A 26065-nucleotide genomic window follows, 5' to 3' on the forward strand; every position below is an offset into this window, starting at 1 on the left:
CAACCTGCTGCAAAAACGCAAACTCCCCCTGCACATATCCCGGTTGTACACGGCAAATTTGCACTGTTACGATCCGTCAACGCTCGCGCGCGAGCTTCTCGAATAAAGACAATAAAAGCAGGGAGTTAGTGATGACTGCTCAGGCTTCATCCCCGCGGACGCCGTCCATGGATGCCACGCCAGACGAAGTGCTGGCCGAGGTTCGCAATCACATCGGTCACCTGACCCTCAACCGCCCCGCCGGTCTCAACGCCATCACCCTCGACATGGTTCGTCAGTTGCAGCAGCAACTCGATGCCTGGGCGACTGACGCCAGCGTGCACGCCGTAGTGCTGCGCGGTGCCGGTGAAAAGGCGTTCTGTGCCGGTGGCGATATCCGTTCGCTGTACGACAGCTTCAAAAGCGGCGACACGCTGCACGAAGATTTCTTCGTCGAGGAATACGCCCTCGACCTGACGCTACATCATTACCGCAAACCGGTGCTGGCCTTGATGGACGGTTTCGTCCTCGGCGGCGGCATGGGCCTGGTGCAAGGCGCGGATCTGCGGGTGGTCACCGAAAAGAGCCGGCTGGCGATGCCGGAAGTGGCGATCGGGTATTTCCCCGATGTCGGCGGCAGCTATTTCCTCTCGCGGATTCCCGGTGAACTGGGGATCTATCTGGGCGTCAGTGGCGTGCAGATTCGCGCGGCCGATGCGTTGTACTGCGGGTTGGCGGACTGGTTTGTCGACAGCAGCAAACTGTCGAGCCTCGACGAACAACTCGATCATCTGGAATGGCGCGACACGCCGCTCAAGGATCTGCAGGGCCTGCTCGCCAAAAACGGCGTGCAAACCCTGGCCGATGCGCCGCTGGAGAAACTGCGCCCGGCCATCGACCACTTCTTCGCCCTGCCGGACGTACCGAGCATTGTCGAGCAACTGCGTGCGGTCACCGTCGCCGACAGCCACGAGTGGGCGACGAGCACCGCTGACCTGCTGCAGACCCGCTCGCCACTGGCGATGGCCGTGACCCTGGAGATGCTCCGTCGCGGTCGCCAGTTGAGCCTGGAACAGTGTTTCGCCCTCGAACTGCATCTGGATCGTCAGTGGTTCGAGCGCGGCGACCTGATCGAGGGCGTACGTGCCCTGCTGATCGACAAAGACAAGACACCACGCTGGAACCCGCCGACCCTTGCTGCGCTGGACGCCGGGCATGTCGCGAGTTTCTTCCACGGTTTTACTGAGAGCGGGAGCTGAGCCATGCACGATCTCGAACTGACTGAAGAGCAAGTGATGATCCGCGACATGGCCCGGGACTTCGCCCGTGGTGAAATCGCGCCCCATGCGCAAGCCTGGGAAAAGGCCGGCTGGATCGACGACGCGCTGGTGGCGAAGATGGGCGAACTCGGTTTGCTCGGCATGGTGGTGCCCGAGGAATGGGGCGGTACTTACGTCGATTACGTGGCCTATGCGCTGGCGGTGGAAGAAATCTCTGCCGGCGATGGCGCGACCGGCGCGTTCATGAGCATCCACAACTCGGTGGGCTGCGGGCCGGTATTGAATTACGGCAGCGAAGAACAGAAAAAGACCTGGCTGGCGGATCTCGCCAGTGGCCAGACGATTGGCTGCTTCTGCCTCACTGAACCGCAGGCCGGCTCCGAAGCGCACAACCTGCGCACCCGCGCCGAACTGCGCGACGGCCAGTGGGTGATCAACGGCGCCAAGCAATTCGTCAGCAATGGCAAACGGGCAAAACTGGCGATCGTGTTTGCGGTGACCGATCCGGATCTGGGCAAGAAAGGCATTTCCGCGTTCCTCGTACCGACCGATACCCCGGGTTTCATCGTCGATCGCACCGAACACAAAATGGGCATCCGTGCCTCCGACACCTGCGCGGTGACCCTGAACAACTGCAGCATTCCCGAGACCAATCTGCTCGGCGAGCGCGGCAAGGGTCTGGCGATTGCCCTGTCCAACCTCGAAGGCGGCCGCATCGGCATTGCTGCGCAAGCCTTGGGCATCGCCCGGGCCGCGTTTGAGGCGGCGCTGGTGTATTCCCGCGATCGCATCCAGTTCGGCAAGCCGATCAACGAACACCAGAGCATCGCCAACCTGCTGGCCGACATGCACATGCAAATCAACGCGGCGCGCTTGATGATCCTGCACGCGGCGCGCCTGCGCACGGCGGGCAAACCGTGCCTGTCGGAGGCCTCACAGGCCAAACTGTTCGCCTCGGAAATGGCCGAAAAGGTCTGTTCTTCGGCGATTCAGATTCATGGCGGGTATGGGTATCTGGAAGACTATCCGGTCGAGAAGTACTACCGCGATGCGCGGATTACCCAGATCTACGAGGGGTCGAGCGAGATTCAGCGGATGGTAATTGCGCGGGAGCTGAAGAACTACCAACTGTAAAAGCAAAAGATCGCAGCCTTCGGCAGCTCCTACAGGAAACCGGTGTAGGAGCTGCCGAAGGCTGCGATCTTTTGATGTTGCCTCAAAAGCTTCGCGAGCAAGCCCGCTCCCACATGGGATCTGCGTCGTACGCAGATCCAGTGTGGGAGCGGGCTTGCTCGCGAAGGCGTCAGTCAGCTCAGCGCATTATTTGCCCTGAAATTCCGGCGCACGCTTGGCCACAAACGCCGCCATGCCTTCCTTCTGATCCTGCGTGGCAAACGCCGCATGGAACACCCGGCGCTCGAAGCGCACGCCTTCGGTCAGGTTGACCTCAAAGGCGCGGTTGACGCTTTCCTTGATCATCATCGCAATCGGCAACGACTTGCTGGCGATCACTGCGGCGACTTTCAGCGCCTCGTCGAGCAGTTCATCACTCGGCACGATCCGCGCAACGATGCCGCAGCGTTCGGCTTCCACCGCATCGATCATCCGCCCGCTGAGGCACATTTCCATGGCCTTGGCTTTGCCCACGGCGCGGGTCAGGCGCTGGGTGCCGCCCATGCCCGGGAGCACGCCGAGGTTGATTTCCGGCTGACCGAATTTGGCGTTGTCACCGGCCAGGATGAAGTCGCACATCAGCGCCAGTTCGCAGCCGCCACCGAGGGCAAAGCCGTTGACCGCAGCAATGATCGGCTTACGGCGGTTGGCCACACGGTCGCTGTCGCTGAACAGATCATCCATGTAGATCTGCGGGTAGGTCAGTTCGGCCATTTCCTTGATGTCGGCGCCGGCGGCGAAGGCTTTCTTCGAACCGGTGATGACGATGCAACCGATGTTCGCATCCGCTTCCAGACCATCGAGGGCATGGTTCACTTCGCTGACCAGTTGCGCGTTCAGGGCATTCAGCGCCTGCGGCCGGTTGAGAGTGATCAGGCCGACGCGGCCGTGGTTTTCCAGCAGAATCGTTTCGTAAGTCATGGGCAAGATTCCTTGTCAGAGATTGCGCGAAATAACCATGCGCTGAATATCGCTGGTGCCTTCGTAGATCTGGCAGACGCGCACGTCGCGGTAGATGCGTTCCAGCGGGAAGTCGTTGAGATAACCGTAACCGCCCAGCGTCTGCAACGCCATTGAGCAAACCTTCTCGGCCATTTCCGAGGCGAACAGTTTCGCCATCGAAGCCTCGACCAGCGCCGGCTGACCGCTATCGCGCAGGGCCGCGGCGTAATGCACCATTTGCCGGGCGACGGCGATCTGCGTGGCCATGTCGGCGAGACGGAAGGCCACGGCCTGGTGCTCGATGATCGGCTTGCCGAAAGTGTCGCGCTCACGTGCATAGTCGCGGGCCGCTTCGAACGCAGCGCGGGCCATGCCCACCGCTTGCGACGCGATACCGACCCGCCCGCCTTCAAGGTTGGCCAGGGCGATCTTGTAGCCTTCGCCCTCCTCACCCAAGCGATTGGCGACCGGCACTTTGACGTCTTCGAAGAGAATCTGGCAGGTGTCGGAGGCGTGCTGGCCGAGCTTGTCTTCGACCCGGGCGACTTTGTAGCCGGGCGAATCGGTGGGCACGATGAACGCCGTGATCCCGCGTTTGCCGGCACTCGGATCGGTCACCGCAAACACGATCACGATCCCGGCGTTCTGCCCGGAAGTGATGAACTGTTTGCAGCCGTTGAGTACGTAGTGATCGCCTTCGAGGCGCGCGCGGGTTTTCAGGCTACTGGCGTCGGAACCTGCCTGCGGTTCGGTCAAGGCGAAGGCGCCGAGCATGGCGCCGCTGGCCAGCGGTTTGAGGAAGCGCTCGCGCTGGTCGTCGTTGCCGAACTTGAGGATCGGCACGCAGCCCACCGAGTTGTGCACGCTCATGATGGTCGAGCAGGCGCCGTCGCCGGCGGCGATTTCTTCCAGGGCCATGGCGTACGCCAGGTAGCCGGTGTCACAGCCGCCCCACTGCTCCGGCACAAGCATGCCGAAGAAGCCCAGTTCGGCCATTTCGCCGATGGCTTCCTTGGGGAAACGATGCTCGCGATCCCACTCGGCGGCGAACGGTTTCAGCCGCTCCTCGGCGAACTGCCGGGCCATGTCGCGGATCTGGGTCTGGTCTTCGTTGGGAATCATGGTGAATCCTTAAATCCGGGTTACCACACAGAACCCCTGTGGGAGCGAGCCTGCTCGCGAAAGCGGTGTGTCAGTTAAGCAAACATTGACTGACACGACGCCTTCGCGAGCAGGCTCGCTCCCACACGGATTGGCGTTTGTTTCAATAAATGCATTCCACGGCCATCGCCGTGGCTTCACCGCCGCCGATGCAGATCGCCGCGATCCCGCGTTTCAGGTTTTTCTGGCGCAGAGCTGAGAGCAAGGTCACCAGAATCCGCGCACCCGAGGCACCGATCGGATGGCCCAGCGCGCAGGCACCGCCGTGCACGTTGAGCTTGTCGTGGGGGATTTCCAGGTGGGTCATCGCCGCCATCGCCACCACGGCGAACGCTTCGTTGATTTCGAACAGATCGACCTCGTTCAACGCCCAACCAGTCTTCTTCACCAGCTTCTTGATCGCGCCAATCGGTGCCACCGGGAACAGGCCCGGTGTGTCGGCAAACGCCGCGTGACCATGAATCACCGCCAGCGGTTTAAGCCCGAGTTTCTGCGCTTGCGACTGGCGCATTAGCACCAGTGCCGCCGCGCCGTCGGAGATCGAGCTGGAGTTGGCCGCCGTCACCGTGCCGCCTTCGCGGAACGCCGGTTTCAGCGAGGCGACTTTGTCCAGTTTGGCTTTCGGCGGCTGCTCGTCGTTGCTGATCAGCACCTGCTCTTTGCCGACGGTCACGGTCAGCGGCACGATCTCGGCCTTGAAGCTGCCGTCCTTGATCGCCTGTTGGGCCCGAGTGGTCGAAGCGATGGCAAACGCATCCTGGGCTTCGCGGCTGAAGTCGTTGGTTTCGGCGCAGTCTTCGGCGAAGGTGCCCATCAGACGGCCCTTGTCGTAGGCGTCTTCGAGGCCGTCGAGGAACATCGAATCGAGCACCCGGCCATGGCCCATGCGGTAACCGGCGCGAGCACGGTCGAGCAAGTATGGCGAATTGGACATGCTTTCCATACCGCCGGCGATCACCACATCGGCGCTGCCGGCCAGCAACATGTCGTGGGCGAGAATGGTGGTTTCCATGCCCGAGCCGCACATTTTGTTGACGGTGGTGCAGCGCGTCGACTTATCCAGCCCGGCACCCAAAGCTGCCTGCCGCGCCGGCGCCTGACCGAGGCCGGCGGGCAATACGCAACCGAACAACACTTCATCAACCGCGTCGCTGGCAACCCCGGCGCGCTCAACCGCTGCCTTGATCGCGGCAGCACCGAGTTGCGGCGCGGTGAGGCTTTTCAGTTCGCCCTGAAAACCGCCCATCGGGGTACGGACGGCACTGACAATAACAATCGGATCGTTGGCAATAGTCATGACAAATCTTCCTTACTTGGCGGCCATGCGCAAGGCGCCGTCGAGACGGATCACCTCACCATTGAGCATGCTGTTTTCGATGATATGCCGAACCAGCGCGGCGTACTCGGCAGGTTTGCCAAGACGCGGCGGGAACGGCACGCCAGCGGCCAGCGACTCGCGCACTTCCGGGGTCATGCCGGCCATCATCGGGGTTTCGAAAATGCCCGGGGCGATGGTCATCACGCGGATGCCGAAACGCGCCAGTTCGCGGGCGGCCGGCAGGGTCAGGCTGGCGATCGCGCCTTTTGAGGCGGAATACGCGGCTTGGCCGATCTGGCCGTCGAACGCAGCGACCGAAGCGGTGTTGATGATTACCCCGCGCTCGCCATCGGCATTGGCTTCGCTCTCGGCGATGGCCGCCGCGGCCAGACGCAACATGTTGAAGCTGCCGATCAGATTGACGTTGATCACCTGGGCAAAACTCGACAGCGCATGCGGGCCGTTCTTGCCGAGAATCTTCTCGCCCCGCACGATGCCGGCGCAGTTGACCAGACCGTTGAGGCTGCCAAAGGCTTTGAGCGTCGCCTGCACCGCAGCTTCGGCGGCGACTTCATTGCTGATGTCGGCCACCACGCTGTGCGCGCCGAGGCGCTGGGCCTGGGCGGCTACCGCTTCGGCATTCATGTCCACCAGCATCACTTTGGCGCCGGCACTGATCAGCAATTCAGCGCTGGCCGCACCCAGGCCGGAGGCGCCGCCGGTGACGATAAAAACCTTGTTCTCGATCTGCATGACTGACTTCCTGATTCAAGCTGAAACGTTGTGCGCCGCGGCCTCTTGAGCCTTGGCGATTTCCTGGTTGCGCAAGATAAAGCGCTGCAATTTGCCGCTTGGGGTTTTCGGCAATTCGCTGACAAATTCGATTTCACGCGGGTACGAATGCGCGGCCAGACGCTTGCGCACGTGTTGCCGCAGCTCTTCGGCCAGCGCCGGTTCGGCGCGGTATTGCGGGTTGAGCACGACGAAGGCCTTGACCAGTTCGGTGCGCTCCGGATCCGGCTTGCCGACCACAGCGGCTTCGACCACCGCCGGGTGCTCGATCAGCGCGCTCTCGACGTCGAACGGGCCGACGCGGTAGCCAGAGGTGGTGATCACGTCATCACTACGGCCGACGAAGCTGATGCTGCCGTCCGGGTTCCATTCCACCGTGTCGCCGCTGAGGTAGTAATCGCCGACGAAGGCTTTGGTCGGCACGCCCTCGTAGCCGCCGAACCAGCACATCGGCGACTGGGTGCGGTCGATGGCGAGGATGCCCGGCTGGCCGACGCCGAGTTCGTTGTACTGCTCGTCGAGCACCACGATGCGATGGCCCGGCGAGGCGAAACCGGCGGCGCCGAGGTGAATCGGGTGTTCCAGGCCGTGGTGGTTGCACAGGACCATGCCCAGTTCGGTCTGGCCGTAATGGTCGTGAATGACTACGCCGAGGTTGTCGGCAAACCAGCGGATCACTTCCGGGTTGAGCGGCTCGCCAGCGCTGCTGACGATGCGCAGCTTGCCCTTGATCGACTTGGCAAACTCGTTGCCGCCGGCAATCAACAAGCGGTACGCGGTCGGCGAACCGGTGAGGTTGGTGATGGCGTATTTGTTGATCACCCGGCAGGTGCTTTCGAGGGTGAACGGGCCATCGTAAAAGGTGATCGGGTGCCCCATCGACATAGGGCCGGTGACGCCGAAATAGATGCCGTAGGCCCAGCCCGGATCGGCGACGTTCCAGAACGAATCTTCGGGACGCAGATCCACCGCGTCGCGGGTGTAGCTCTGGAACGCGACGATGGCCTTGAGCGGCACCGACAGTGCTTTCGACGGACCGGTGGTGCCCGAGGTGAACATCAGCAGGAACGGGTCTTCGCCGCTCAGCAGCACCGGCTCGCAAACGCTGGAATAGTTGACCAGCTCGGCCCAGAAACTGAAATCGCCACGCACGATGCCCTGGCCCTTGGCGCCGCCGACGGTGACGATGGTCGGGCAATCCGTGACTTCAGCGAGTTTCGGCCGGTTGACCGCGTCGGTGACCACCACTTTGGCGCCGGAACTGTTCAGGCGATGCTCGATGGCTTTGGGGCCGAACGCGGTGAACAGCGGCTGATACACCGCGCCGATGCGCCAGGTGGCGAACACGGTGATGAGCAATTCGATGTTGCGTGGCAGCAGGCCGGCGACCTTGTCGCCCTTCTGCACGCCTTGTTCGAGAAGGAAATTGGCGAAACGCGCGGCTTGGTCTTGCAGCTCGCTGAAGGTGTACGTGGCACTCGCGCCGTCGCGGCCCTCCCAGAACAACGCAATGCGCCCCGGCAAGGCGTGGCGGTCGCAACATTCGACGCAGGCGTTGAGCGCCTCCAGCGTGCCGCTGAGCGCAGCGTCCACGGTGTGCTGATAGTTGAACTGTTCGGTGGCAGACAAGTAATCGCGCATTGCCAGAATCCCTCGGTGTTTTTATTAGGCTGGGAACCGTAAACAACACAGGGATAGTCGCGCTGCGGCGCTGAAGCGGCAATGGTCAAAGCCATCAAAGTGGCTGACTGGTTTGGCCAAGGTTCGAGAGATGTACAGGCTGGACTGACGCCTTCGGGAGCAAGCCCCCTCCCACAGGGAATTGCATTTCACAATGAGGGATCAGCCACAAAAGCAAGGGAGGCTGCAATCACAGAAGGAATGCATTTCAAATGGAAGGCCACCTGGGTAAGCCAGGCAGGCTGCACATCACAGGAACAATGCATTTCAAATGATGGCCACCTGAGCAATCCAGGCAGGCTGCAAATACCAGGAAAAATGCATTTCAAATGTGGGAGGGGGCTTGCTCCCGAAGAGGCCTGATCAGGCTACAAACAATCCGGATCAGACCGCTTCGTTAAGGATCAGCGTGCGGTAATGCCCAGGATTGGACCCCGACCACTTGCGAAACGCCTTGTAGAACGAGCTCGCATCGGCAAACCCCAGCCGCGTCGCGATTTCGACGAAACTGATCGACGGCTCCGCCAGCCAGCTGATTGCCAGTTCCTTGCGCACGCTGTCCTTGAGGCCCTGATAGGTCTGCCCTTCCTCGGACAAACGTCGGCGCAGGGTCGAGGCGGACATGCACAGCTGTTGCGCCAGCGCCTCGGTCTCCGGCCACTGTTCGGCGGGTAGCTGCCGCAGGTCCTGTTTGATCCGGCTGGCGAGGCTTTCCGGGTCGCGGTACTTGACGAGAATGTTCGCCGGCGCATGGGCCAGAAAGCGTTTCAGTTCTTCGGCCGAACGCTTGATCGGCAGGTCGAGACAGTCAGCAGCAAAGATCATCCGCGTGCGCGGACGCTCGAAGCGCAGGTTTTCCGAGAACATCACCCGGTAGTCGTCGCAGAAATCCGGCTCGGCGCAGCGCAGTTCGATCGCCAGAATCGGAATCCGCCGCCCCGCCAGCCAACAGGCCACGCCGTGGACGATCATCCAGTAGGTGAAATAGGTAAACGCCCGACGCGGCTCGGGATCGTCTTCGAGCAGGACGATTTCCGCCAAGCTCTGCTGATGCGCCAATTGCGCGGGCATTTTTTCCAGCATCAAGGAGAGGAAATTCAGGCCCATGCCCAGGCCGGCGGCCAGCGTCGGTTGCGCCATGGCGCTGCGGCAAAGGAACTCAAGGCTGCCGGACTTTAGCCGACGCGGATCCATGCCGAAGAACTCGTCATCGCCGCGCCGGGCCAGCAAGCGCCAGAGTCTGGCGTATTGCGAGGCAGGCACCCGACCTTGCTTGCTGTGCAGCAGCGCCGGAGCAATCCCGACCTTGTTCAAGACTTCATCCGTGGCCACGCCCGGGGCACAACTTTGCAGCAGCGCTTCACGCACCAGTTGCACGGCGATGGTGTCTTTTTCCGACATGGAGCGAGGCATACCTTGTTGTTTTCGAGTGACCGGCATCTTAACGCAGGATGCGAATTCAGCACGAATCCCCTGTGGGAGCGGGCTTGCTCGCGAAGGCGATGTGTCAGCAACATCCTTATCGACTGACGCGCCGCCTTCGCGAGCAAGCCCGCTCCCACAGGGATTTGTGCGTGGCAAAAAACAGGTTGTTCAGCTTGCGTTCAGGTTTATGTCAATCATTGTCATGTGAGAATGGTTGTCATTATGTTACAACTTGTAACTTCTTCGAATGACTTAGTGGACACCGAATGCTCGTTCCCTTTCTGATCATGTTGCGCGAAGGCATTGAAGCCGCGCTGATCGTTGGCATCATCGCCAGCTACCTCCAACAGACCGGTCGTGGCCAGTGGATGCCGGCCGTGTGGATCGGCGTGTTTCTCGCCGCCGCTCTGGCGCTGCTGGTCGGCGGTGGCCTGGAACTGGTCAGCGCCGAATTCCCACAGAAACAGCAGGAGTTGTTCGAAGGCATTGTCGGTCTGGTCGCGGTGGGCATTCTCAGTTCGATGGTGTTCTGGATGCGCAAGGTCGCGCGTTCGATCAAGCATTCGCTGCAAGCCTCGCTCGATCACGCCCTGACCTCGTCAAAGCATCAGGTGATCGCGCTGATCGCCATGGTGTTCTTCGCCGTGGCTCGCGAAGGCCTGGAAACCGTGTTCTTCCTGCTCGCCGTGTTCCAGCAGAGCGAAGGCCCGGGCGCGCCGATCGGTGCCCTGCTCGGCCTGGTGCTGGCGATTGTTGTCGGCTTCCTGATCTACAGCGGCAGCATGCGCCTGAACCTGTCGGCGTTCTTCAAGTGGACCGGGCTGTTCATTCTGGTGGTCGCCGCCGGGATCCTCGCCAATTCGGTGCAGGCGCTGCATGAAGCCGGCGTGTGGAATCACCTGCAGACCGTGCTGTTCGACTTTAGCGCGACGCTGCCGATGGACGGCCCGCTGGGTTCGGTGCTGGCCGGCATGTTCGGGTATCAGGATGCGCCGACCGTCAGCACTCTCGGTGCGTACCTGATCTATCTGGTGCTGGCGCTGGTGATGTTTTTCTACCCCGCCGCGCCGGCCTCCAGCGCTGACGCCGCCGGCAAATCGTCTTCCGTTTCCAGCCAATAAGGGCCTCCATGTCAAAGCCTAATACTCCTCAGGCCTCGCCTCCCCGCGCCTTGCGCTGGGCGGTGGCCGGTTCGGTGGTCGTGATGATCGCCGCCGGTGGCCTGTTCTACTACGCCTCGAAAATGGCCGCGGCCAAGCGTCAGCACAACCATGATGAAGTGGTGGTCAACATCAACGCGCACAGCTGCGATCCGAACGAGCTGACGGTTCCCGCCGGCCGCGCCAGTTTCCGCATCGTCAACCGTTCCGACCGCGCAGTGGAATGGGAAATCCTCGACGGCGTGCTGGTGATCGAAGAGCGCGAGAACATCGCTCCAGGCCTGAGCCAGGTGATCAACGCCAACCTGCAACCCGGCGACTACGCGATCACTTGCGGTCTGCTGAGCAACCCTCGCGGCGTGCTGCGCGTGACGCCGACAGCGGCTTCCGATGCTGCCGCCAAGGCCAAGCCGTCGATGGTCGCTTTCGTCGGGCCGCTGTCGGAGTTCCGCGTGTATCTGGCGACGCAAGGCAGCTCGCTGATCAAAGCCGTGACCGCGCTGAATCAGGCAATTGCCGGCGGCGATCTGGCCCAGGCACAGGCGCTGTACCTGCCGGCGCGTGCCGCTTACCAGCGTCTGGCGCCTGCCGCGCAACGTCTGGCCGAACTGGACAACAGCATCAATGCCCGCGCCGATTACTTCGAAAAACGCGAGCAGGATCCGGCCTTCGTCGGCTTCCACCGCGTCGAATATGCGCTGTTCCAGCAACGCAGCCTCGACGGCTTGAACCCGGTCGCCGAGCGCCTGCTGGCCGACGTCACCACCCTAAAACAGCAACTGCTGGCCCAATCGCTGCCACCGGAGCAACTGGTGAGCATCGTGGTGCGCAACCTCAACACCCTGGCCGACGTGCGCGCCGCCAGCGGTGAAGAGGAACGCTACAGCCACGCCGACCTCAACGGCTTCGCCAGCAACCTGGAAACCGCGCACAAAGTGGTCGAGCTGCTGCGGCCAATGCTGACCAAATCGGCGCCGGATCTGCTGCCGAAAATCGACGCGGCGCTGAGTGATTTCGACAGCGTACTGAACAGCTTCAAGGTCAAGGACGGCTACGCCACTTACGACACGGTCAGTGGTGAACAACGCAAACAGATCGCCGACAAGGCTCAGGCCCTGGCTGACGCTCTGGATGGCATCGATCCCGCCCTCGGCCTTTCCGGCCTGTAAGCAGAAGACGAATACCGATGAAAGAATTGCAAAACCTCGATCTGCAACGTCGCCGCCTGCTGATGGGCATGGGTGTCGCCGGCGTCGCCCTGGCCGGTTCGGCCCTGAGCTGCCCGGCCATGGCTGCAGCGCCGGCGCAAGTCACCGAAGCGCCGAGCAGCGACAAGACCGAAGACCGCCACAATTTCCATGGCGTGCACCAGACCGGGATCGTCACCCCGCGTCCGGCGTCCGGCATGTTCGTGTCGTTTGACGTGCTGGCCAGTAATCGCGAAGACCTTGAGCGGCTGTTCCGTACCCTCAACGAGCGCATCGCCTTCCTGATGAAGGGCGGCCCGGTGGCGCAGATCGACCCGAAACTGCCGCCGCCGGATTCCGGCATTCTCGGCCCGGTGGTGACCCCGGACAACCTGACCATCACCGTCTCGGTAGGCGAATCGCTGTTCGACGAGCGCTTCGGTCTGGCCGCCGCCAAACCGAAGCGCCTGCAACGCATGGTCGGCTTCCCCAACGATGCACTGGAGGCCGATTGCTGCCACGGCGATCTGAGCCTGCAATTCTGCTCGAACACCGCCGACACCAACATTCACGCCTTGCGCGACATCGTCAAGAACCTGCCGGACCTGCTGCTGGTGCGCTGGAAGCAGGAAGGCAGCGTGCCGCCGCAAGCTCCGGCGAAACCGGGGGTGCCGGCGCAATCGGCGCGTAACTTTCTCGGTTTCCGCGACGGCTCGGCCAACCCCGATTCAAACGATGCCAAGGCCATGGACAAGATTGTCTGGGTGCAACCGGGCAGCGATGAGCCGGCGTGGGCGGCCCACGGCAGCTATCAAGCGGTGCGGATCATCCGCAATTTTGTCGAGCGCTGGGATCGTACGCCGTTGCAGGAACAGGAAAGCATCATCGGCAGGGTCAAGACCACGGGTGCGCCGATGGGCGCCAACCATGAAACCGAAGTCCCGGATTACAGCAAAGACCCGGAAGGCAAACTGACCAAGCTCGACGCACACATTCGCCTGGCCAACCCGCGCACCGCCGCGAGCCAGGCCAATCTGATCCTGCGCCGGCCGTTCAACTACTCCAACGGCGTGAACAAGAACGGCCAGCTCGACATGGGCCTGCTGTTCATTTGCTACCAGGCCGATCTGGAAAAAGGCTTCATCACCGTGCAGACCCGGCTCAACGGCGAGCCGCTTGAGGAATACCTCAAACCGGTCGGCGGCGGTTACTTCTTCACCCTTCCGGGTGTCACCGGCGACAAGGATTTCATCGGTCGCTCGCTGCTCAACGCCACCCAACCCAAAACAGCTGCCTAACCATAAAAACCATCGGAGCCGCTCCATGAAAAAGTCGCCACTCGCGTTACTGCTGACCCTCGGTTTGCTCAACACCCCGCTGTCGGCGTTCGCCGCGACGGCGCCACTGGATCTGGTCGGCCCGGTGTCGGACTACAAGATCTACGTCACCGAGCAACTGGATGAACTGGGCAGCCACACTAAACAATTCACCGATGCGGTGAAGAAAGGTGACCTGGCCACCGCGCAAAAGCTCTACGCGCCGACCCGCGTCTACTACGAGTCGATCGAGCCGATTGCCGAGCTGTTCAGTGACCTTGATGCGTCCATCGACTCGCGCGTCGACGACCACGAAAAAGGCGTGAAGGCTGAAGACTTCACCGGTTTTCACCGCATTGAATATTCGCTGTTCTCGGAGAAAACCACTGAAGGCCTGACCGCTCTGGCGGACAAGCTCGACAGCGATGTGAAAGACCTGCAAACCCGCGTCGCTGGCCTGACCTTCCCGCCGGAGAAAGTCGTCGGTGGTGCTGCTGCTTTGCTGGAAGAGGTTGCCGCGACCAAGATCTCCGGTGAAGAAGACCGTTACAGCCACACCGACCTGTATGACTTCCAGGGCAACATCGACGGCGCGAAGAAAATCGTCGACCTGTTCCGTCCGCAGATCGAAAAACAGGACAAGGCGTTTGTTGCCAAAGTCGACAAGAACTTCGCCACCGTGGACAAGATCCTTGCCAAGTACAAGACCAAGGACGGTGGTTTCGAGACTTATGACAAGGTGAAGGACAACGATCGCAAGGCGCTGGTTGGCCCGGTCAATACCTTGGCGGAAGATCTGTCCACATTGCGTGGCAAGCTGGGTCTGAACTGATTGATGTAGAGGCCTTAAGTGCCCCATCGCGAGCAGGCTCACTCCTACAGTTGGAATGCATTCCCCTGTAGGAGTGAGCCTGCTCGCGATAGCGGTTTTAACCGCACCGAATAATCTGAAAGTTTACAAAATCCGGTAGAGCAACCGCTCGATCCGCACCCGACTCACCCGCTTGAGAAACTTCGCCACCCCCGCCGGGTACTCCGGCAAGGTTTCCAGGTCCTGGAAGCTGGCAATCCGCGTGGTGTTGCGGAAGATCTCTTGCTGCTCCTTCGCCCGTGGCTCAAGCCACTCGCCTTGCGGATCATCGATCAACAGCGCGTTTTCCAGGTCGAGGCGGAACGCCCGTGGATTGAGGTTGTTGCCGGTCAGCAGCGTATAGCGCTGGTCGACCCACATGCCCTTGAGGTGATAGCTGTTGTCGCCGTCACGCCACAGATGCAGGTTCAACTGGCCGCTGTCGATGTTGCGCTGATGCCGCTTGGCAAAACGCCGCAGGCTGATTTCGTACAGATACGGCAGCGCCGCAATCACCTTGAACGGCTCGCTCGGCGGAATGTAGAAATCGTTGGCCGTCTTGTCGCCGACCACGATGTCGATCTTCACCCCACGGGCCAGCGCACGGTTGACCTCGCGGATGATCGGCAGCGGCAGGTTGAAGTACGGCGTGCAGATGGTCAGCTGCTGTTGCGCACTGGCGATCAGCTCGACAATCACCCGGTTCAACGGGTTGTTCTTGCCCACGCCCAGCAGCGGACTTACCGACAGGCCGGTATGCGCGGTGCTGCCGGCGCTGGTGTCGTACGCCGCATATTTGAGACGGCTGCGCAGGTCGCCGATGTCGTTGCGCAAGCTGCGGGTAGTCGGCAGGTTCGGCAGGTCGAGGCGATGCACAGCCTTGGATTCGATCAGACCGTGCTTGACCAGGTGATGCATTGAATCCGCCAGTTCGCGGCTGTGCAGCACGTGGTAGCGGTCGAAACGGTACTTGTCGAACTTGTGCAGGTAGACGTTGTTCAGGCTCGCACCGCTGTAAACCACGCAATCGTCGATCACGAAGCCTTTCAGATGCAGGACGCCGAACAGTTCGCGGGTCTGCACCGGCACGCCGTAGACCGGCACTTCGCTCTGATGGGTGCGGGTCATTTCCTGGTACCACGCCGAGTTGCCCGGCTGTTTGCCGGCACCGATCAACCCGCGCTGGGCGCGCAGCCAGTCAACCACCACGACGATCTCCAGCTCCGGGCGCTTGAGCTTGGCGGCGTGCAAGGCATCGAGGATTTCCTGACCGGCCTCGTCGTGCTGCAGATACAGCGCAACGATGTAGATGCGCCGGGTCGCCTCGGCGATTTTCTCCAGCAGGCAACGACGGAACTCGGCGGCGCCGGACAGAATGGTCACGGCCTCGGCAGTCAGCGGAAAGCTGCGCAGTTTGGGCAGCAAAGAGCGTTTGAAAAGCAACGGCATAGGGCTCGCAATGGTCGAATCCGAAGAACCCGAGAGCTTACACCATCAACCGGTTCGGGTCTTGTTACTGTCTGTAATGCCCCCTTCGCGCGCAGGCTCGCTCCCACAGTGGATCGCATTTCAAATGTGGGAGCGGGCTTGCTCGCGAAAGCGGTATCGCAGACACAAAAATAACTGCTTGACCAAGGAGAACGATCGTTCTACTGTTCGCCACATGAACGAAATCACTGACACCTCGACCCGCGACATCATTCTGGATGTCACCGAAAAGTTGATCTACAAAAGTGGCATCGCGGCCACCGGCATGGATCTTCTGGTGAAAACCGCCGGCGTCTCCAGAAAAAGCATCTACCGCTACTTCGCCAACAAGGAGGAGCTGACCGTAGCCGCCCTGCAACGCCGCGACGTGCGCTGGATGCATTGGTACAGAAGTGCTGTCGATCAGGCCGAAACCCCGGCCGACCGCCTGCTCAACCTGTTTACCGTACTCAAGGGCTGGTTCGCCTCGGAAGGCTTCCGCGGCTGTGCCTTCATCAATACCAGTGGCGAGACCGGTGATCCCGAAGACCCGGTGCGCCAGGTCGCCAAAGAACACAAACAGAAGCTGCTCGACTACCTGTGCGAGCTGTGTACCGAACATGGCGTCGAAGATCCGCAACGTCTGGCCAGACAATTGCTGATCCTGATTGACGGCGCCATTACCGTAGCGCTTGTGATGGGTGATCACAGTGCCGCTGATAATGCGCAATGCATGGCGCGTAAGTTATTGGACCTGTAACGCCTTAAATAAGCCTCAACCGTTGTTTAATCGTTAATTAGATCGGGAGACTGAAAATGTCGACTGCTGCCCAAGTGCGTCCGCCTTTACCGCCGTTCAACCGTGAATCGGCTATCGAAAAAGTACGTCTGGCCGAAGATGGCTGGAACTCTCGCGATCCCGAGAAGGTTTCGCTGGCCTACACCCTCGACACAAAATGGCGCAACCGCGCCGAGTTCGCCAACAACCGCGAAGAAGCCAAGGCCTTCCTGACCCGTAAATGGGCCAAGGAACTCGACTACCGCCTGATCAAGGAACTCTGGGCCTACTCTGACACGCGGATTGCCGTGCGCTACGCCTATGAATGGCGCGACGATTCGGGCAACTGGTTTCGTTCCTACGGCAATGAAAACTGGGAGTTCGATGAGCACGGCCTGATGTTCCAGCGCTATGCCTGCATCAACGACATGCCGATCAAGGAAAGCGAGCGCAAGTTCCATTGGCCGCTGGGTCGGCGTCCGGATGATCATCCGGGGCTTTCTGACCTGGGCCTCTAAGTTCACATAGTTCCAATTGTAGGAGTGAGCCTGCTCGCGATAGCGGTGTGTCAGTCAACCTGAATATTGAATGTTCATACGCAATCGCGAGCAGGCTCACTCCTACAGGAGATTTGTTGGTGTTCAGGCTACTGCGGCAGTCCTTTCAGCCTCCAGTTCCCGCACCAACGGCAACACACGCTTGCCGAAATACTCCACCTCCTCCTGAAAGTGCAGAAACCCCGCCAACACCAGATCCACCCCCACCGTTTTCAGCGCCACAATCCGCTCGGCAATCTGCTGTGGCGTACCGATCAGGTTGGTCTTGAAGCCATCGTTGTACTGCACCAGATCCTCGAACGTCGATTTCGCCCAGTTGCCCTCACCTTCCGGCGACGTCCTGCCCGCTTGCTTCGCTGCGTCACCAAAGGCGTTCACCGCTTCCGGGTCAGCCTGATCGATGATCTGCGCCAGTACAGCACGCGCCTCTTCTTCAGTGTCGCGAGCAATCACGAAGGCGTTGACGCCGATCTTCACCGAATGATTGTTGGCTGCCGCTTTGGCCCGGATGTCATCGACCTGCGCCTTGATCCCCTCGACGCTGTTGCCGTTGGTGAAATACCAGTCCGAGACTCGCGCGGCCATGTCTCGTGCCGCGCGGGAACTGCCGCCCTGGAAAATTTCCGGGCGGCCCAGCGGTTTCGGTTTGAGGGTGTAATTGTCGAAGCGGTAGAAGTCGCCGCGAAAGCTGAAGTTGTCCTGACTCCAGATCCCGCGCAGCGAGCGGATGAATTCTTCGGAGCGCCGGTAGCGCTCGTCGTGCTCCAGCCAATGCTCGCCGATGGCCTGGAATTCGCCCTTGAACCAGCCGCTGACGATGTTCACCGCGATCCGGCCGTTGGTGAGTTGATCGATGGTCGCCAGTTGCTTGGCTGCCAGCGCCGGTTGCCATGGCCCCGGCAGAATCGCCGCGATGACTTTGAGCCTGGTGGTAGCCGCCAGCAGCGCATGACTGAACGCCACCGACTCATGCTGGAACTCGGCACCGTAACCGGCGGTAAAGCGGATCTGCGTCAGGGCGTACTCGAACCCGGCCGCTTCGGCGAGTTGCGCGAGTTTGCGGTTGTAGTCGATGCCCCAGTCGGTGCGCTGCTCGATCTTGCTGACCACCAGGCCACCACTGACGTTCGGCACCCAGTAGGCGAATTTCACGGCTTGCTTGCTCATTGGCGTGTCCTCGGGACATTGGGAAGGTCAATGGGACAGAGCAGCAAGCGTGCCAGGCTAGGAATGCCTGGTTTTGTTGGGTTTCGGGGTGGAGTTGATGTTTTGTGGAAGGGAGATTTGTTGCCGGGTTGTTGTGTGGGCAACAGTTGGATTGGTGGCGGCATGAAGAATGTCTTCGCGAGCAGGCTCGCTCCCACAGGGTGGAATGCGTTTCAAAATGTGGGAGCGAGCCTGCTCGCGAAGGCGTCAGACGGGTCGCCGCAACAGTTGGATACAGGTAACATGACCGCCCTCCCCGCAGCCAAATCTGCGCCCTGCCGAATAAGCCGATTCCATGCCTTTCGAACTCAGCGTTGACCTCACCACCCTGGCCGTTCTGGCCCTTGTCGCTTTCATTGCCGGTTTCATCGACGCCATTGCTGGCGGCGGCGGTCTGTTGACCACCCCGGCGCTGCTCACTGCCGGCCTGCCACCGCATCTGGTGCTGGGCACCAACAAACTCAGTTCGACGTTCGGCTCGGCCACCGCCAGTTTCACCTTCTACCGACGCAAACTGTTCCACCCCCGGCAGTGGATGCACGCGATCGTCGGCACCCTGGTCGGCGCGCTCACCGGTGCCATCGTCGCGCACTACCTGCCGGCGGAATGGCTGAACAAGATGCTGCCGGTGATCGTCTTCGCCTGTGGCCTGTATCTGTTGTTCGGCGGCACGCCAAAAGCGCCGCTGGACAGCGACGCGCCGATCAAGAAGAAATGGCAATCGACCCAAGGCTTCAGTCTCGGTTTCTACGACGGCGTGGCCGGCCCTGGCACGGGTGCGTTCTGGACGGTCAGCAGCCTGCTGCTCTACCCGATCGACCTGGTCAAGGCCAGCGGTGTGGCGCGCAGCATGAACTTCGTCAGCAACATCGCGGCGCTGTCGGTGTTCGTGTTTTCCGGGCAAGTGGACTGGATCATCGGCCTGAGCATGGGCCTGTCGGTGATGGTCGGCGCGTTCTTCGGGGCGCGCACCGCGATCAGCGGCGGCGCCAAGTTCATTCGTCCGGTGTTCATCACCGTGGTATTGGGTTTGACCGTGCGCCTAGCCTGGCAACACTGGTTCAGCGTGGCCTAAGCGGCGGGCCACGTAGACGTCGATCAGATAACGGGCAATCGATTTTGACGCCGGCAACGGCGGCAGATCGTGCACGTTGAACCATTGGGCGTCTTCGATCTCGTCTTCCTGGCAGACGATCTCGCCCCCGGCGTATTCGGCATGGAAGCCGAGCATCATCGAATGCGGGAACGGCCAGCACTGGCTGCCCATGTACTGGATGTTCTTCACTTCGATGCTGACTTCCTCGCGTACTTCGCGAATCAGGCAATCCTCCGCCGACTCGCCCGGCTCGGCGAACCCGGCCAGCGTGCTGTAGACCCCGGTGACGAAACGCGGTGAGCGTGCCAACAAAATCTCGTCTCCGCGGGTGATCAGCACGATCATGCTCGGCGAAATTCGCGGATAACTGCGCAGGTCGCACGGCTGGCAATACATCGCTCGCTCGCGCGGCACCTGCGTCATCGCCTGCCCACAGTTGCCGCAGAAGCGATGTTCACGCGCCCAGGTGCCGATCTGCGCGGCATAGCCCAGCACCTTATAGACGGTGTGATCGCCTTCGAGCATGAACGCCCGCAGGCCTTTCCAGTTGCAGCCCGGCACGTCGCTGGAGCTGTGCAATTCCAGCAGATACACCGGCTCGCCATCGAGATGGCCGATGCCGTGTTCGGTGAGAATCGACAACTCCTGACGCTTGAGCCATTCCCGCGGGAACAGCGCGCCGTTGTCATCGAACAGAAAGCCTTCGGGGCTGCGCGCCACGGCCCAGCCGCCGGGTTGATCGGTGTCCAGTACTGCAGTGGTCCAGCGAGCTGTCATGGTTTCTCAATCCAGAAATTCGGGTTTCTGTTTACTCATATGGGCGGCCATGGCCACGCGCAAGTCGGTGGATTGCAACATGGCGGCGTTCCAGGTGGCAACGTATTCGAGGCCGTCGTCGATGCGATGGTCGCGCATGTAGCTGATCATTTCCTTGGTGCCGGTGACCGCGATTGGCGATTTGCTGGCGATCTCGCGAGCAATGTCCATCACGCCTTCGAGCAGCAGCTCCTTGTCAGCGTAAACACGATTGACCAGACCGATGCTGCGCGCTTCATCTGCGCCGAAAGTGCGCCCGGTGTAAGCCAGTTCACGCAGCATGCCGTCCCCGATGATCCGTGGCAACCGTTGCAAAGTGCCAACATCGGCAGCCATGCCGATGTCTATTTCCTTGATCGAGAACTGCGCGTCTTCGGCGGCGTAGCGCATGTCGCACGCGGCGATCAGGTCGATCGCACCGCCGAGGCAATAGCCTTGAATCGCCGCCAGTACCGGTTTGCGGCAGTTGTCGACGGCGTTGAACGAGGCTTGCAGGGTGAGAATCTTGCGCCGCAGCAGGCGCGCGTTACGGCCGACGTCCTTGCCCAGTTCATTGGCGACGCCGGCGAGCATCATCAGGTCGATGCCGGAGGAAAAGTGTTTGCCGTTGCCGCTCAGCACCACCACCCGCACTTCATCGGTGTCATCGATCCACTGGAAAATCTCGACGATCTCGCTCCAGAACGCGGCGTTCATCGAGTTGATCTTTTCCGGGCGATTGATCTGCACATGCGCGATGTTGTCGGCCAGTTCGACGCTGAAGGCGGTGTATTGAGTCATGGCAGTGATCCTTTACCGGGCTGAAAATGAGGCCCGAACTATACCAAGGCATCACGATGGCGGTTCGGCCAAATGCGGGACTGCTTCGAGAGATGCAGTGTCAGGGCTGGCCTCTTCGCGAGCAGGCTCGCTCCCACATTGATATTCGGTGAACGCAGTTCTGCATTCACCACCGATCCTTGTGGGAGCGAGCCTGCTCGCGAAGGGCTGCACCGCCGATCTAACCGCCCTTCACCGCCACATAAGCCGCCGTCTCATAAGGCACCGTCAGCACATGCCGCCCACGCAACGCCGGCTCCGAGGCAATCAACGCGCGAATCTGCTCATCAACCCTGTCGCGCTGCGCCTGCGGCAAGGCCGCAATGAAACTGGTGGAGCGCACCCGATTGAAGATCACGTCCTCGGGCGAGCCGGTGTGCCCGTGATGAAACTGCTGCAACTGCAACCGCCCGAACGCCGGATGCGGAAACGCCTGACGCCATTGGCCGGTGTAGTAACGCGGCGTGTCCCCCTCCAGCGCATTCACGATAGCGTCGAGTTTCGGCACCCAGCTGACCTGTGTATCGCGCAGGTTCCAGATAAGGCCAAGCTTGCCGCCAGGCTTGAGCACGCGGGCGATTTCCGTCAGGGCTTCCGGGGTGGCGAACCAATGGAACGCCTGCGCGCAGACCACTGCATCCACCGACGCGTCAGGCAGTGGCAGATCGGTCGCGGTACCGCTCACCGCCAACACCTGCGGCCAGGCAGCGGAAAGTTTTTCCAGCATCTGCGCCACCGGTTCCACGGCGATCACCTGCGCGTCGGTGGCCGCCAGCCGTCCGGTGAACTTGCCGGTGCCGGCGCCCAGATCGATGACGGTCTTGTGACTGTCCAGACCCAACGTCTGGGTCAGCCACTGGCTGACCTGCGGCGGGTAGTCCGGGCGGCCCTTGATGTAGGTGTCAGCGGCAGTCTTGTAGCCGGCAGCAGCGGAGTGATGGACCTGATCTTTCATGGCAGTTCCTCGTGTGTCAGCGCCGGGGCATGGCAAAGCGCTGGATGGACGGCAGGCGTAGCCGAGCATAACGCCGCGATTTGCGCGTACCTTGAACAGAGCCTGACAAAGCAATGAATAAAATGCCGGGCTGTGGTGTTCAAAGTGAAACATAACCCTCTGTGGAGCCTTGCCCATGACTATCCGTTCCGTTATGTTCGCCGCCCCGTTGCTGCTGGTCACCGTGTTGTCCGCATCGATGGCGTTTGCCAACGGTGATGAAAGCGCGCCCGTGCAGAAGCCCAACTGCCCCAAAGGCCAGGTCTGGGACAGCAAATCACAGAAATGTGTGCTGCAGACCAGCAGCGCCGTACGGGATGCCGATCGCACCGACTATGCCTACCGATTGGCCAAGGACGGTCGCTACGAAGAGGCCCTGGCCCTGCTCGACACCCTGCAACAACCGAACACCGCCAAAGCCCTCAACTATCGCGGTTACGCCACGCGAAAACTGGGGCGTACCGATGAAGGCATCGGCTATTACCTGCAATCGGTGAAACTCGATCCGCAGTACGCGCAAGTGCGTGAATACCTCGGCGAAGCTTATGTGATCAAAGGCCGCGTCGACCTGGCGCAGGAGCAATTGCAGCAGATCAAATCGATTTGCGGCACCGCCTGCGAGGAATACCAGGACCTGGCTGAAGCCATCAACGATTCATCGAAAACCTGACATAGATAAAGGAACGCCATCATCGTCAGCGATCAGGCATTCAGAGCGGAACTCGGACAGCATCTGGCGCGGCTGTGGCGCTACGGCCTGCTGCTGTCGCGCAATCGTCACGTGGCCGAGGATCTGGTGCAGGCCACGTGTGTGCGGGCGCTGGAACGTGTCGGCCAATATGTGGCCGGCACGCGCATGGATCGCTGGCTGCTGAGCATCCTGCATTCAATCTGGCTCAACGAAGTGCGCGCCCGCCGGGTGCGTCAGGGCGCCGGTCAGGTCGATGCCGACGGGCAACTGGCCTTCGATGGCGAATACGCCGCGCAGACTCATGTGATGGCGGCGCAGGTGATCCGCCGGGTCGATGCGTTGCCGGAGACCCAACGCGAAACCGTGTACCTGGCCTATGTCGAAGGCCTGTCCTACCGCGAAGTCGCCGAGATCCTGCAAGTGCCGATCGGCACGGTGATGAGCCGTCTGGCCACCGCGCGACTGAAACTGGCTGAATATCCGCCCCTGCAAGCCGTGCCGAAAACCACCGGAGGTGACCACCCATGAACAGGCCCTCCGACGAACAACTGGTGGCCTACCTCGATGACGAGCTGGACCCCGCGTATCGCAGCCAGCTCGACAGCGCGATTGCCGACGACCCGTTGCTCAGCCTGCGCGTGCAATGGTTCGAACGCAGCAGCCTGCCGTACAAGGAAGCCTATGACGAACTGGCGCAACAGGCACCGCTGGAACGTTTGCAGGCGCGCCTCGATGCCATCCCCGCCCCCCAGCGGCCGGGCCTGAGCCGACGCTGGTTCATCGGTACGGCCGCCGCGAGTCTGCTGGCGGGCGGCGTGTTGGCCGATCGCCTGTTTCTCGCCTGGCAAACGCAGCAAACGCATAACTGGCGCGCCCTGGTGGGCGACTACATGGCACTGTATGTACCGCAAACCCTCGATCACCTGCCCAGTGACGAAGCCAGCCAGCGATCGCAACTGCGTGCGGTAGATGCACGCTTGGGGCTGAGTCTGTCGCCGGCACTGGTGAGGTTACCGGGCGCCGAACTCAAACGTGCACAAATGCTCGAGTACGACGGTGTGCCGATTGCGCAACTGACCTATCTCGATGCGAAACACGGGCCGCTGGCCTTGTGCGTGACTCGCTCCAACAGTGGCAGCCAGCCTTTGGCGCACGAACGGCGCCACGAAATGAACGTGGTGTACTGGACCGAAGGTGAGCATGCGTGGATGTTGATCGGCCACAACCCGGCGCCGGCGCTGGAAGACCTGGCAAAACACCTGGTCGACAAGCTGGGCGCGTGAGTGCCGCTCCACTATGCTGAGCGGGTAATTATCCAAGGAGGAAGCCCCGATGCAGATTTCACCCCGCACCGCCCTGCTGGTCATTGACGTGCAGAACGACTTCATCCCCGGCGGCCAGTTGGCCGTGCCCGAAGGCGATCAGATCGTGCCGCTGATCAATCGCCTCGGTGGCCTGTTCAAACAGGTGGTGATTGCCCAGGACTGGCACCCGAGCGGCCACGCGTCCTTTGCCTCAAGCCACCCCGGACACCAGCCTTACGAGGTAATTCAGTTGCCCTACGGCGAGCAGGTACTCTGGCCAGAGCATTGTGTGCAAGGCACTGCCGGCGCCGAGTTTCACCCCGAGCTGAACCTGCCGCAAGCGCAACTGATCATCCGCAAGGGCTGTAATCCGGACATCGACAGCTATTCGGCGTTTCTCGAAGCGGACCGGCGCACCACCACCGGTCTGGCCGGTTATCTGAAGGAGCGCGGTATCGACACGGTGTACATGGTCGGTCTGGCGCTGGATTTCTGCGTGATGTTTTCTGCGCTGGATGCACGGGCGGCGGGGTTCAACGCGTTCGTGGTGCTGGATGCCTGTCGTGCCATTGACAGGGATGGGTCACTGGCAGCGGCGATGGAGCGGATGCAGACGGCCGGGGTTGGCTTGATTCAATCGAACCAACTGATCTGACCAACACAAAACCCCTGTGGGAGCAGGCTTGCTCGCGAAAGCGGTGTGTCAGATTAATTTATGTCGACTGACACTCCGCCTTCGCGAGCAAGCCCGCTCCCACGGGTTTCGGGTCAAGTCATGTCAGGCAACCACAACCTGAACCGCGCCCCACCCAGCGGCGAACTTTCAACCGTCAAGGTCCCGCCCTGCGCCTCCAGCGCCCGACGGCTGATGGCCAGGCCCAGACCAAAGCCGCCGGTAGCCCGATCACGACTGCGATCAAGTCGATAAAACGGTTCGAAAATCCGTTCACGCTCATCATCCGGGATGCCAATGCCATCGTCGTCGACCCAGATCTCGCAACCATCGGGGCTGACCTGCACGCCAATCTGAATGCGTTTTTCGCAATAGCGCATGGCATTGCGCAGCAGGTTCTGGATCGCTCGGGCGGTCAGGCGCGGATCCAGCGTGAAACGTTCGAGCTGACCGTGCAGCAGCACATCGATGACGATGTCCGGCGAGTCCAGTTCTTCATCGACACTGCCCAGAATGCTGTCGATGAACTCATCCAGCGAAACCTCGACCTGTTCCGGCAACTGCGCCGGGTTCTGCAGGCGGCTGTAGGACAGCAGTTCCAGCACCAGCTCATCCAGTTCCCGAATGTGTGCGACCAGTCCTTGCAGGCGCTCGCGACTGGTCGCCGGCAAATCATCGGACAGCGCCAGGGCCAGACCGAAGTCCAGACGGGTCAGCGGCGTGCGCAATTCGTGGGACACCGCATTCAGCAGGTCGCGCTGCTGGTTGAGCAGATTTTCGATGTCGCCGGCCATGGTGTCGAACACGTTGGCCAGGCTGCCGATGTTGGAACTGGCGGGGATCTGCGTGCGCTCGTTCAGGTGGCCCTTGCCGAAGCGTTCGGCGGCGCCCTTGAGGCGCTCCAGATCGCGCCAGTGCGGGCGAATCCACAGCAGCAGGCAGGCGAGCATGCTCGCACCGATCAGCACGTTGATGCTCCAGTACAACAGATTGACGTCCAGCGGATCCGGCGGTACCACCATTTGCACGGCGACGTCATCGTTCAGCGGCGTGACCGCCAAGGTGCGCCATCCCCAATCGCCGATACGCACCACGTTTTCCCCGGCGCGCAAGCGCACTTGCTCGGGGGCGGTGAAACCGGCGTCGTCGATGCGCGCCAGAGCGATGTGCAGCGGCTGGAAGTCCTTGTCCATCGACTGCGCCAGTGCCGGCCACTGATCCTGCGGCACCGCGTGGAACTGCCGGGTGATCAGCGATTGCAAGCCGCGCGAGTAGTCGAGGTTGTAGGTGATGAAGCGCTCGCGGAACGCCATGATCACCAGATCCGGCACCAGATAGATCGCCGCGCTGTAGGAGACGATCGTCACCAGATACAGGCGAAACAGGATTCTGAACATCAGC

Annotated in this window: 25 protein-coding genes; 13 read left to right on the top strand and 12 right to left on the bottom strand. The window is 61.3% G+C overall.

Translation table 11 applies throughout. The features are described from left to right. Nucleotides 1–131 precede the first annotated feature (131 nt). Nucleotides 132–1238 carry an enoyl-CoA hydratase/isomerase family protein gene (locus H043_RS0111305; protein ID WP_027611960.1) on the top strand — a complete coding sequence of 369 codons (1107 nt, stop codon included), beginning with the start codon at nt 132–134 and terminating at the stop codon, nt 1236–1238. A 3-nt stretch (nt 1239–1241) separates the two neighbouring features. Further along, nucleotides 1242–2393, top strand: coding sequence for an acyl-CoA dehydrogenase family protein (locus H043_RS0111310; RefSeq protein ID WP_027611961.1), 1152 nt, complete (start codon nt 1242–1244; stop codon nt 2391–2393). A gap of 186 nt (nt 2394–2579) precedes the next feature. Here H043_RS0111310 and H043_RS0111315 read toward each other — a convergent pair whose 3' ends face one another. From H043_RS0111315 to H043_RS0111340, 6 genes are all read right to left on the bottom strand, one after another. Continuing rightward, nucleotides 2580–3353 carry an enoyl-CoA hydratase gene (locus H043_RS0111315; protein WP_007968973.1) on the bottom strand — a complete coding sequence of 258 codons (774 nt, stop codon included), beginning with the start codon at nt 3351–3353 and terminating at the stop codon, nt 2580–2582. A 15-nt stretch (nt 3354–3368) separates the two neighbouring features. Then, nucleotides 3369–4496 (bottom strand): acyl-CoA dehydrogenase, encoded by a 1128-nt coding sequence (locus tag H043_RS0111320; protein ID WP_027611962.1) that lies wholly within the window; start codon nt 4494–4496, stop codon nt 3369–3371. A 142-nt stretch (nt 4497–4638) separates the two neighbouring features. Then, nucleotides 4639–5832 (bottom strand): acetyl-CoA C-acyltransferase, encoded by a 1194-nt coding sequence (locus tag H043_RS0111325; RefSeq protein ID WP_027611963.1) that lies wholly within the window; start codon nt 5830–5832, stop codon nt 4639–4641. Between the two features lie 12 nt (nt 5833–5844). Continuing rightward, on the bottom strand, nt 5845–6606 hold the full coding sequence (locus H043_RS0111330; protein ID WP_027611964.1) for an SDR family NAD(P)-dependent oxidoreductase: 762 nt from the start codon (nt 6604–6606) through the stop codon (nt 5845–5847). Nucleotides 6607–6621: 15 nt separating this feature from the next. Beyond that, on the bottom strand, nt 6622–8286 hold the full coding sequence (locus H043_RS0111335; RefSeq protein WP_027611965.1) for an AMP-binding protein: 1665 nt from the start codon (nt 8284–8286) through the stop codon (nt 6622–6624). A 423-nt stretch (nt 8287–8709) separates the two neighbouring features. Then, nucleotides 8710–9726: an AraC family transcriptional regulator gene (locus H043_RS0111340; protein WP_027611966.1), complete on the bottom strand. Its 1017-nt coding sequence runs from the start codon at nt 9724–9726 to the stop codon at nt 8710–8712. Nucleotides 9727–10016: 290 nt separating this feature from the next. Between H043_RS0111340 and efeU the strand changes: the two genes are divergently transcribed. Genes efeU through efeO (H043_RS0111360) form a run of 4 tightly spaced genes read left to right on the top strand, consistent with a single transcriptional unit; the run spans nt 10017 to nt 14245 of the window. Continuing rightward, on the top strand, nt 10017–10871 hold the full coding sequence (gene efeU / locus H043_RS0111345) for an iron uptake transporter permease EfeU (protein WP_027611967.1): 855 nt from the start codon (nt 10017–10019) through the stop codon (nt 10869–10871). Nucleotides 10872–10879: 8 nt separating this feature from the next. Continuing rightward, complete coding sequence (gene efeO / locus H043_RS0111350) at nt 10880–12079, top strand: iron uptake system protein EfeO (protein WP_027611968.1); 1200 nt, start codon at nt 10880–10882, stop codon at nt 12077–12079. Nucleotides 12080–12096: 17 nt separating this feature from the next. Continuing rightward, entirely contained in the window at nt 12097–13395 is a 1299-nt protein-coding gene (gene efeB / locus H043_RS0111355; RefSeq protein ID WP_027611969.1) for an iron uptake transporter deferrochelatase/peroxidase subunit, read from the top strand. Nucleotides 13396–13420: 25 nt separating this feature from the next. Beyond that, nucleotides 13421–14245 (top strand): iron uptake system protein EfeO, encoded by an 825-nt coding sequence (efeO, locus tag H043_RS0111360; protein ID WP_027611970.1) that lies wholly within the window; start codon nt 13421–13423, stop codon nt 14243–14245. 123 nt (nt 14246–14368) lie between these two features. Here efeO (H043_RS0111360) and pssA read toward each other — a convergent pair whose 3' ends face one another. Then, nucleotides 14369–15712: a CDP-diacylglycerol--serine O-phosphatidyltransferase gene (pssA, locus tag H043_RS0111365; RefSeq protein ID WP_027611971.1), complete on the bottom strand. Its 1344-nt coding sequence runs from the start codon at nt 15710–15712 to the stop codon at nt 14369–14371. A 214-nt stretch (nt 15713–15926) separates the two neighbouring features. On the opposite strand from pssA, the gene H043_RS0111370 reads away from it, so the two are divergent. Together H043_RS0111370 and H043_RS0111375 are read left to right on the top strand one after the other, a co-directional pair. Further along, on the top strand, nt 15927–16490 hold the full coding sequence (locus H043_RS0111370) for a TetR/AcrR family transcriptional regulator (protein WP_027611972.1): 564 nt from the start codon (nt 15927–15929) through the stop codon (nt 16488–16490). A gap of 56 nt (nt 16491–16546) precedes the next feature. Continuing rightward, entirely contained in the window at nt 16547–17026 is a 480-nt protein-coding gene (locus H043_RS0111375; protein ID WP_007963424.1) for a nuclear transport factor 2 family protein, read from the top strand. A 123-nt stretch (nt 17027–17149) separates the two neighbouring features. Here the strand turns inward: H043_RS0111375 and sfnG are convergent, their stop codons facing one another. Beyond that, nucleotides 17150–18232 carry a dimethylsulfone monooxygenase SfnG gene (sfnG, locus tag H043_RS0111380; protein ID WP_027611973.1) on the bottom strand — a complete coding sequence of 361 codons (1083 nt, stop codon included), beginning with the start codon at nt 18230–18232 and terminating at the stop codon, nt 17150–17152. 334 nt (nt 18233–18566) lie between these two features. Between sfnG and H043_RS0111385 the strand changes: the two genes are divergently transcribed. Next, nucleotides 18567–19346: a TSUP family transporter gene (locus H043_RS0111385; protein WP_027611974.1), complete on the top strand. Its 780-nt coding sequence runs from the start codon at nt 18567–18569 to the stop codon at nt 19344–19346. Here H043_RS0111385 and nudC read toward each other — a convergent pair. From nudC to H043_RS0111400, 3 genes are all read right to left on the bottom strand, one after another. Then, complete coding sequence (gene nudC, locus H043_RS0111390; protein ID WP_027611975.1) at nt 19314–20144, bottom strand: NAD(+) diphosphatase; 831 nt, start codon at nt 20142–20144, stop codon at nt 19314–19316. The two genes, H043_RS0111385 and nudC, sit on opposite strands and share 33 nt — an antisense overlap. 6 nt (nt 20145–20150) lie before the next feature. After that, nucleotides 20151–20963: a crotonase/enoyl-CoA hydratase family protein gene (locus H043_RS0111395; RefSeq protein WP_027611976.1), complete on the bottom strand. Its 813-nt coding sequence runs from the start codon at nt 20961–20963 to the stop codon at nt 20151–20153. A 220-nt stretch (nt 20964–21183) separates the two neighbouring features. Next, nucleotides 21184–21957, bottom strand: coding sequence for a class I SAM-dependent methyltransferase (locus H043_RS0111400; protein WP_027611977.1), 774 nt, complete (start codon nt 21955–21957; stop codon nt 21184–21186). 175 nt (nt 21958–22132) lie between these two features. Here H043_RS0111400 and H043_RS0111405 point away from each other — a divergent pair, with 175 nt between their 5' ends. The 4 genes from H043_RS0111405 (at nt 22133) to pncA (ending at nt 24646) form a co-directional block, all read left to right on the top strand. Continuing rightward, nucleotides 22133–22666: a tetratricopeptide repeat protein gene (locus H043_RS0111405; RefSeq protein WP_027611978.1), complete on the top strand. Its 534-nt coding sequence runs from the start codon at nt 22133–22135 to the stop codon at nt 22664–22666. Nucleotides 22667–22756: 90 nt separating this feature from the next. After that, nucleotides 22757–23215, top strand: a complete 459-nt coding sequence (locus H043_RS0111410; protein WP_256214190.1) for a sigma-70 family RNA polymerase sigma factor — start codon at nt 22757–22759, stop codon at nt 23213–23215. Further along, the gene (locus H043_RS0111415; RefSeq protein WP_027611980.1) at nt 23212–23970 is read left to right on the top strand and encodes an anti-sigma factor; all 759 of its coding nucleotides are present in this window, start codon (nt 23212–23214) and stop codon (nt 23968–23970) included. The genes H043_RS0111410 and H043_RS0111415 overlap by 4 nt, the downstream gene beginning before the upstream one ends. A gap of 49 nt (nt 23971–24019) precedes the next feature. Further along, complete coding sequence (gene pncA / locus H043_RS0111420; protein WP_027611981.1) at nt 24020–24646, top strand: bifunctional nicotinamidase/pyrazinamidase; 627 nt, start codon at nt 24020–24022, stop codon at nt 24644–24646. Between the two features lie 113 nt (nt 24647–24759). Here the strand turns inward: pncA and H043_RS0111425 are convergent, their stop codons facing one another. Then, nucleotides 24760–26061, bottom strand: coding sequence for an ATP-binding protein (locus H043_RS0111425; protein WP_027611982.1), 1302 nt, complete (start codon nt 26059–26061; stop codon nt 24760–24762). Nucleotides 26062–26065 lie beyond the last annotated feature (4 nt).

Source organism: Pseudomonas sp. URIL14HWK12:I6 (genome assembly GCF_000514195.1).
GTDB classification, from domain to species: Bacteria; Pseudomonadota; Gammaproteobacteria; order Pseudomonadales; family Pseudomonadaceae; genus Aquipseudomonas; species Aquipseudomonas putida_A.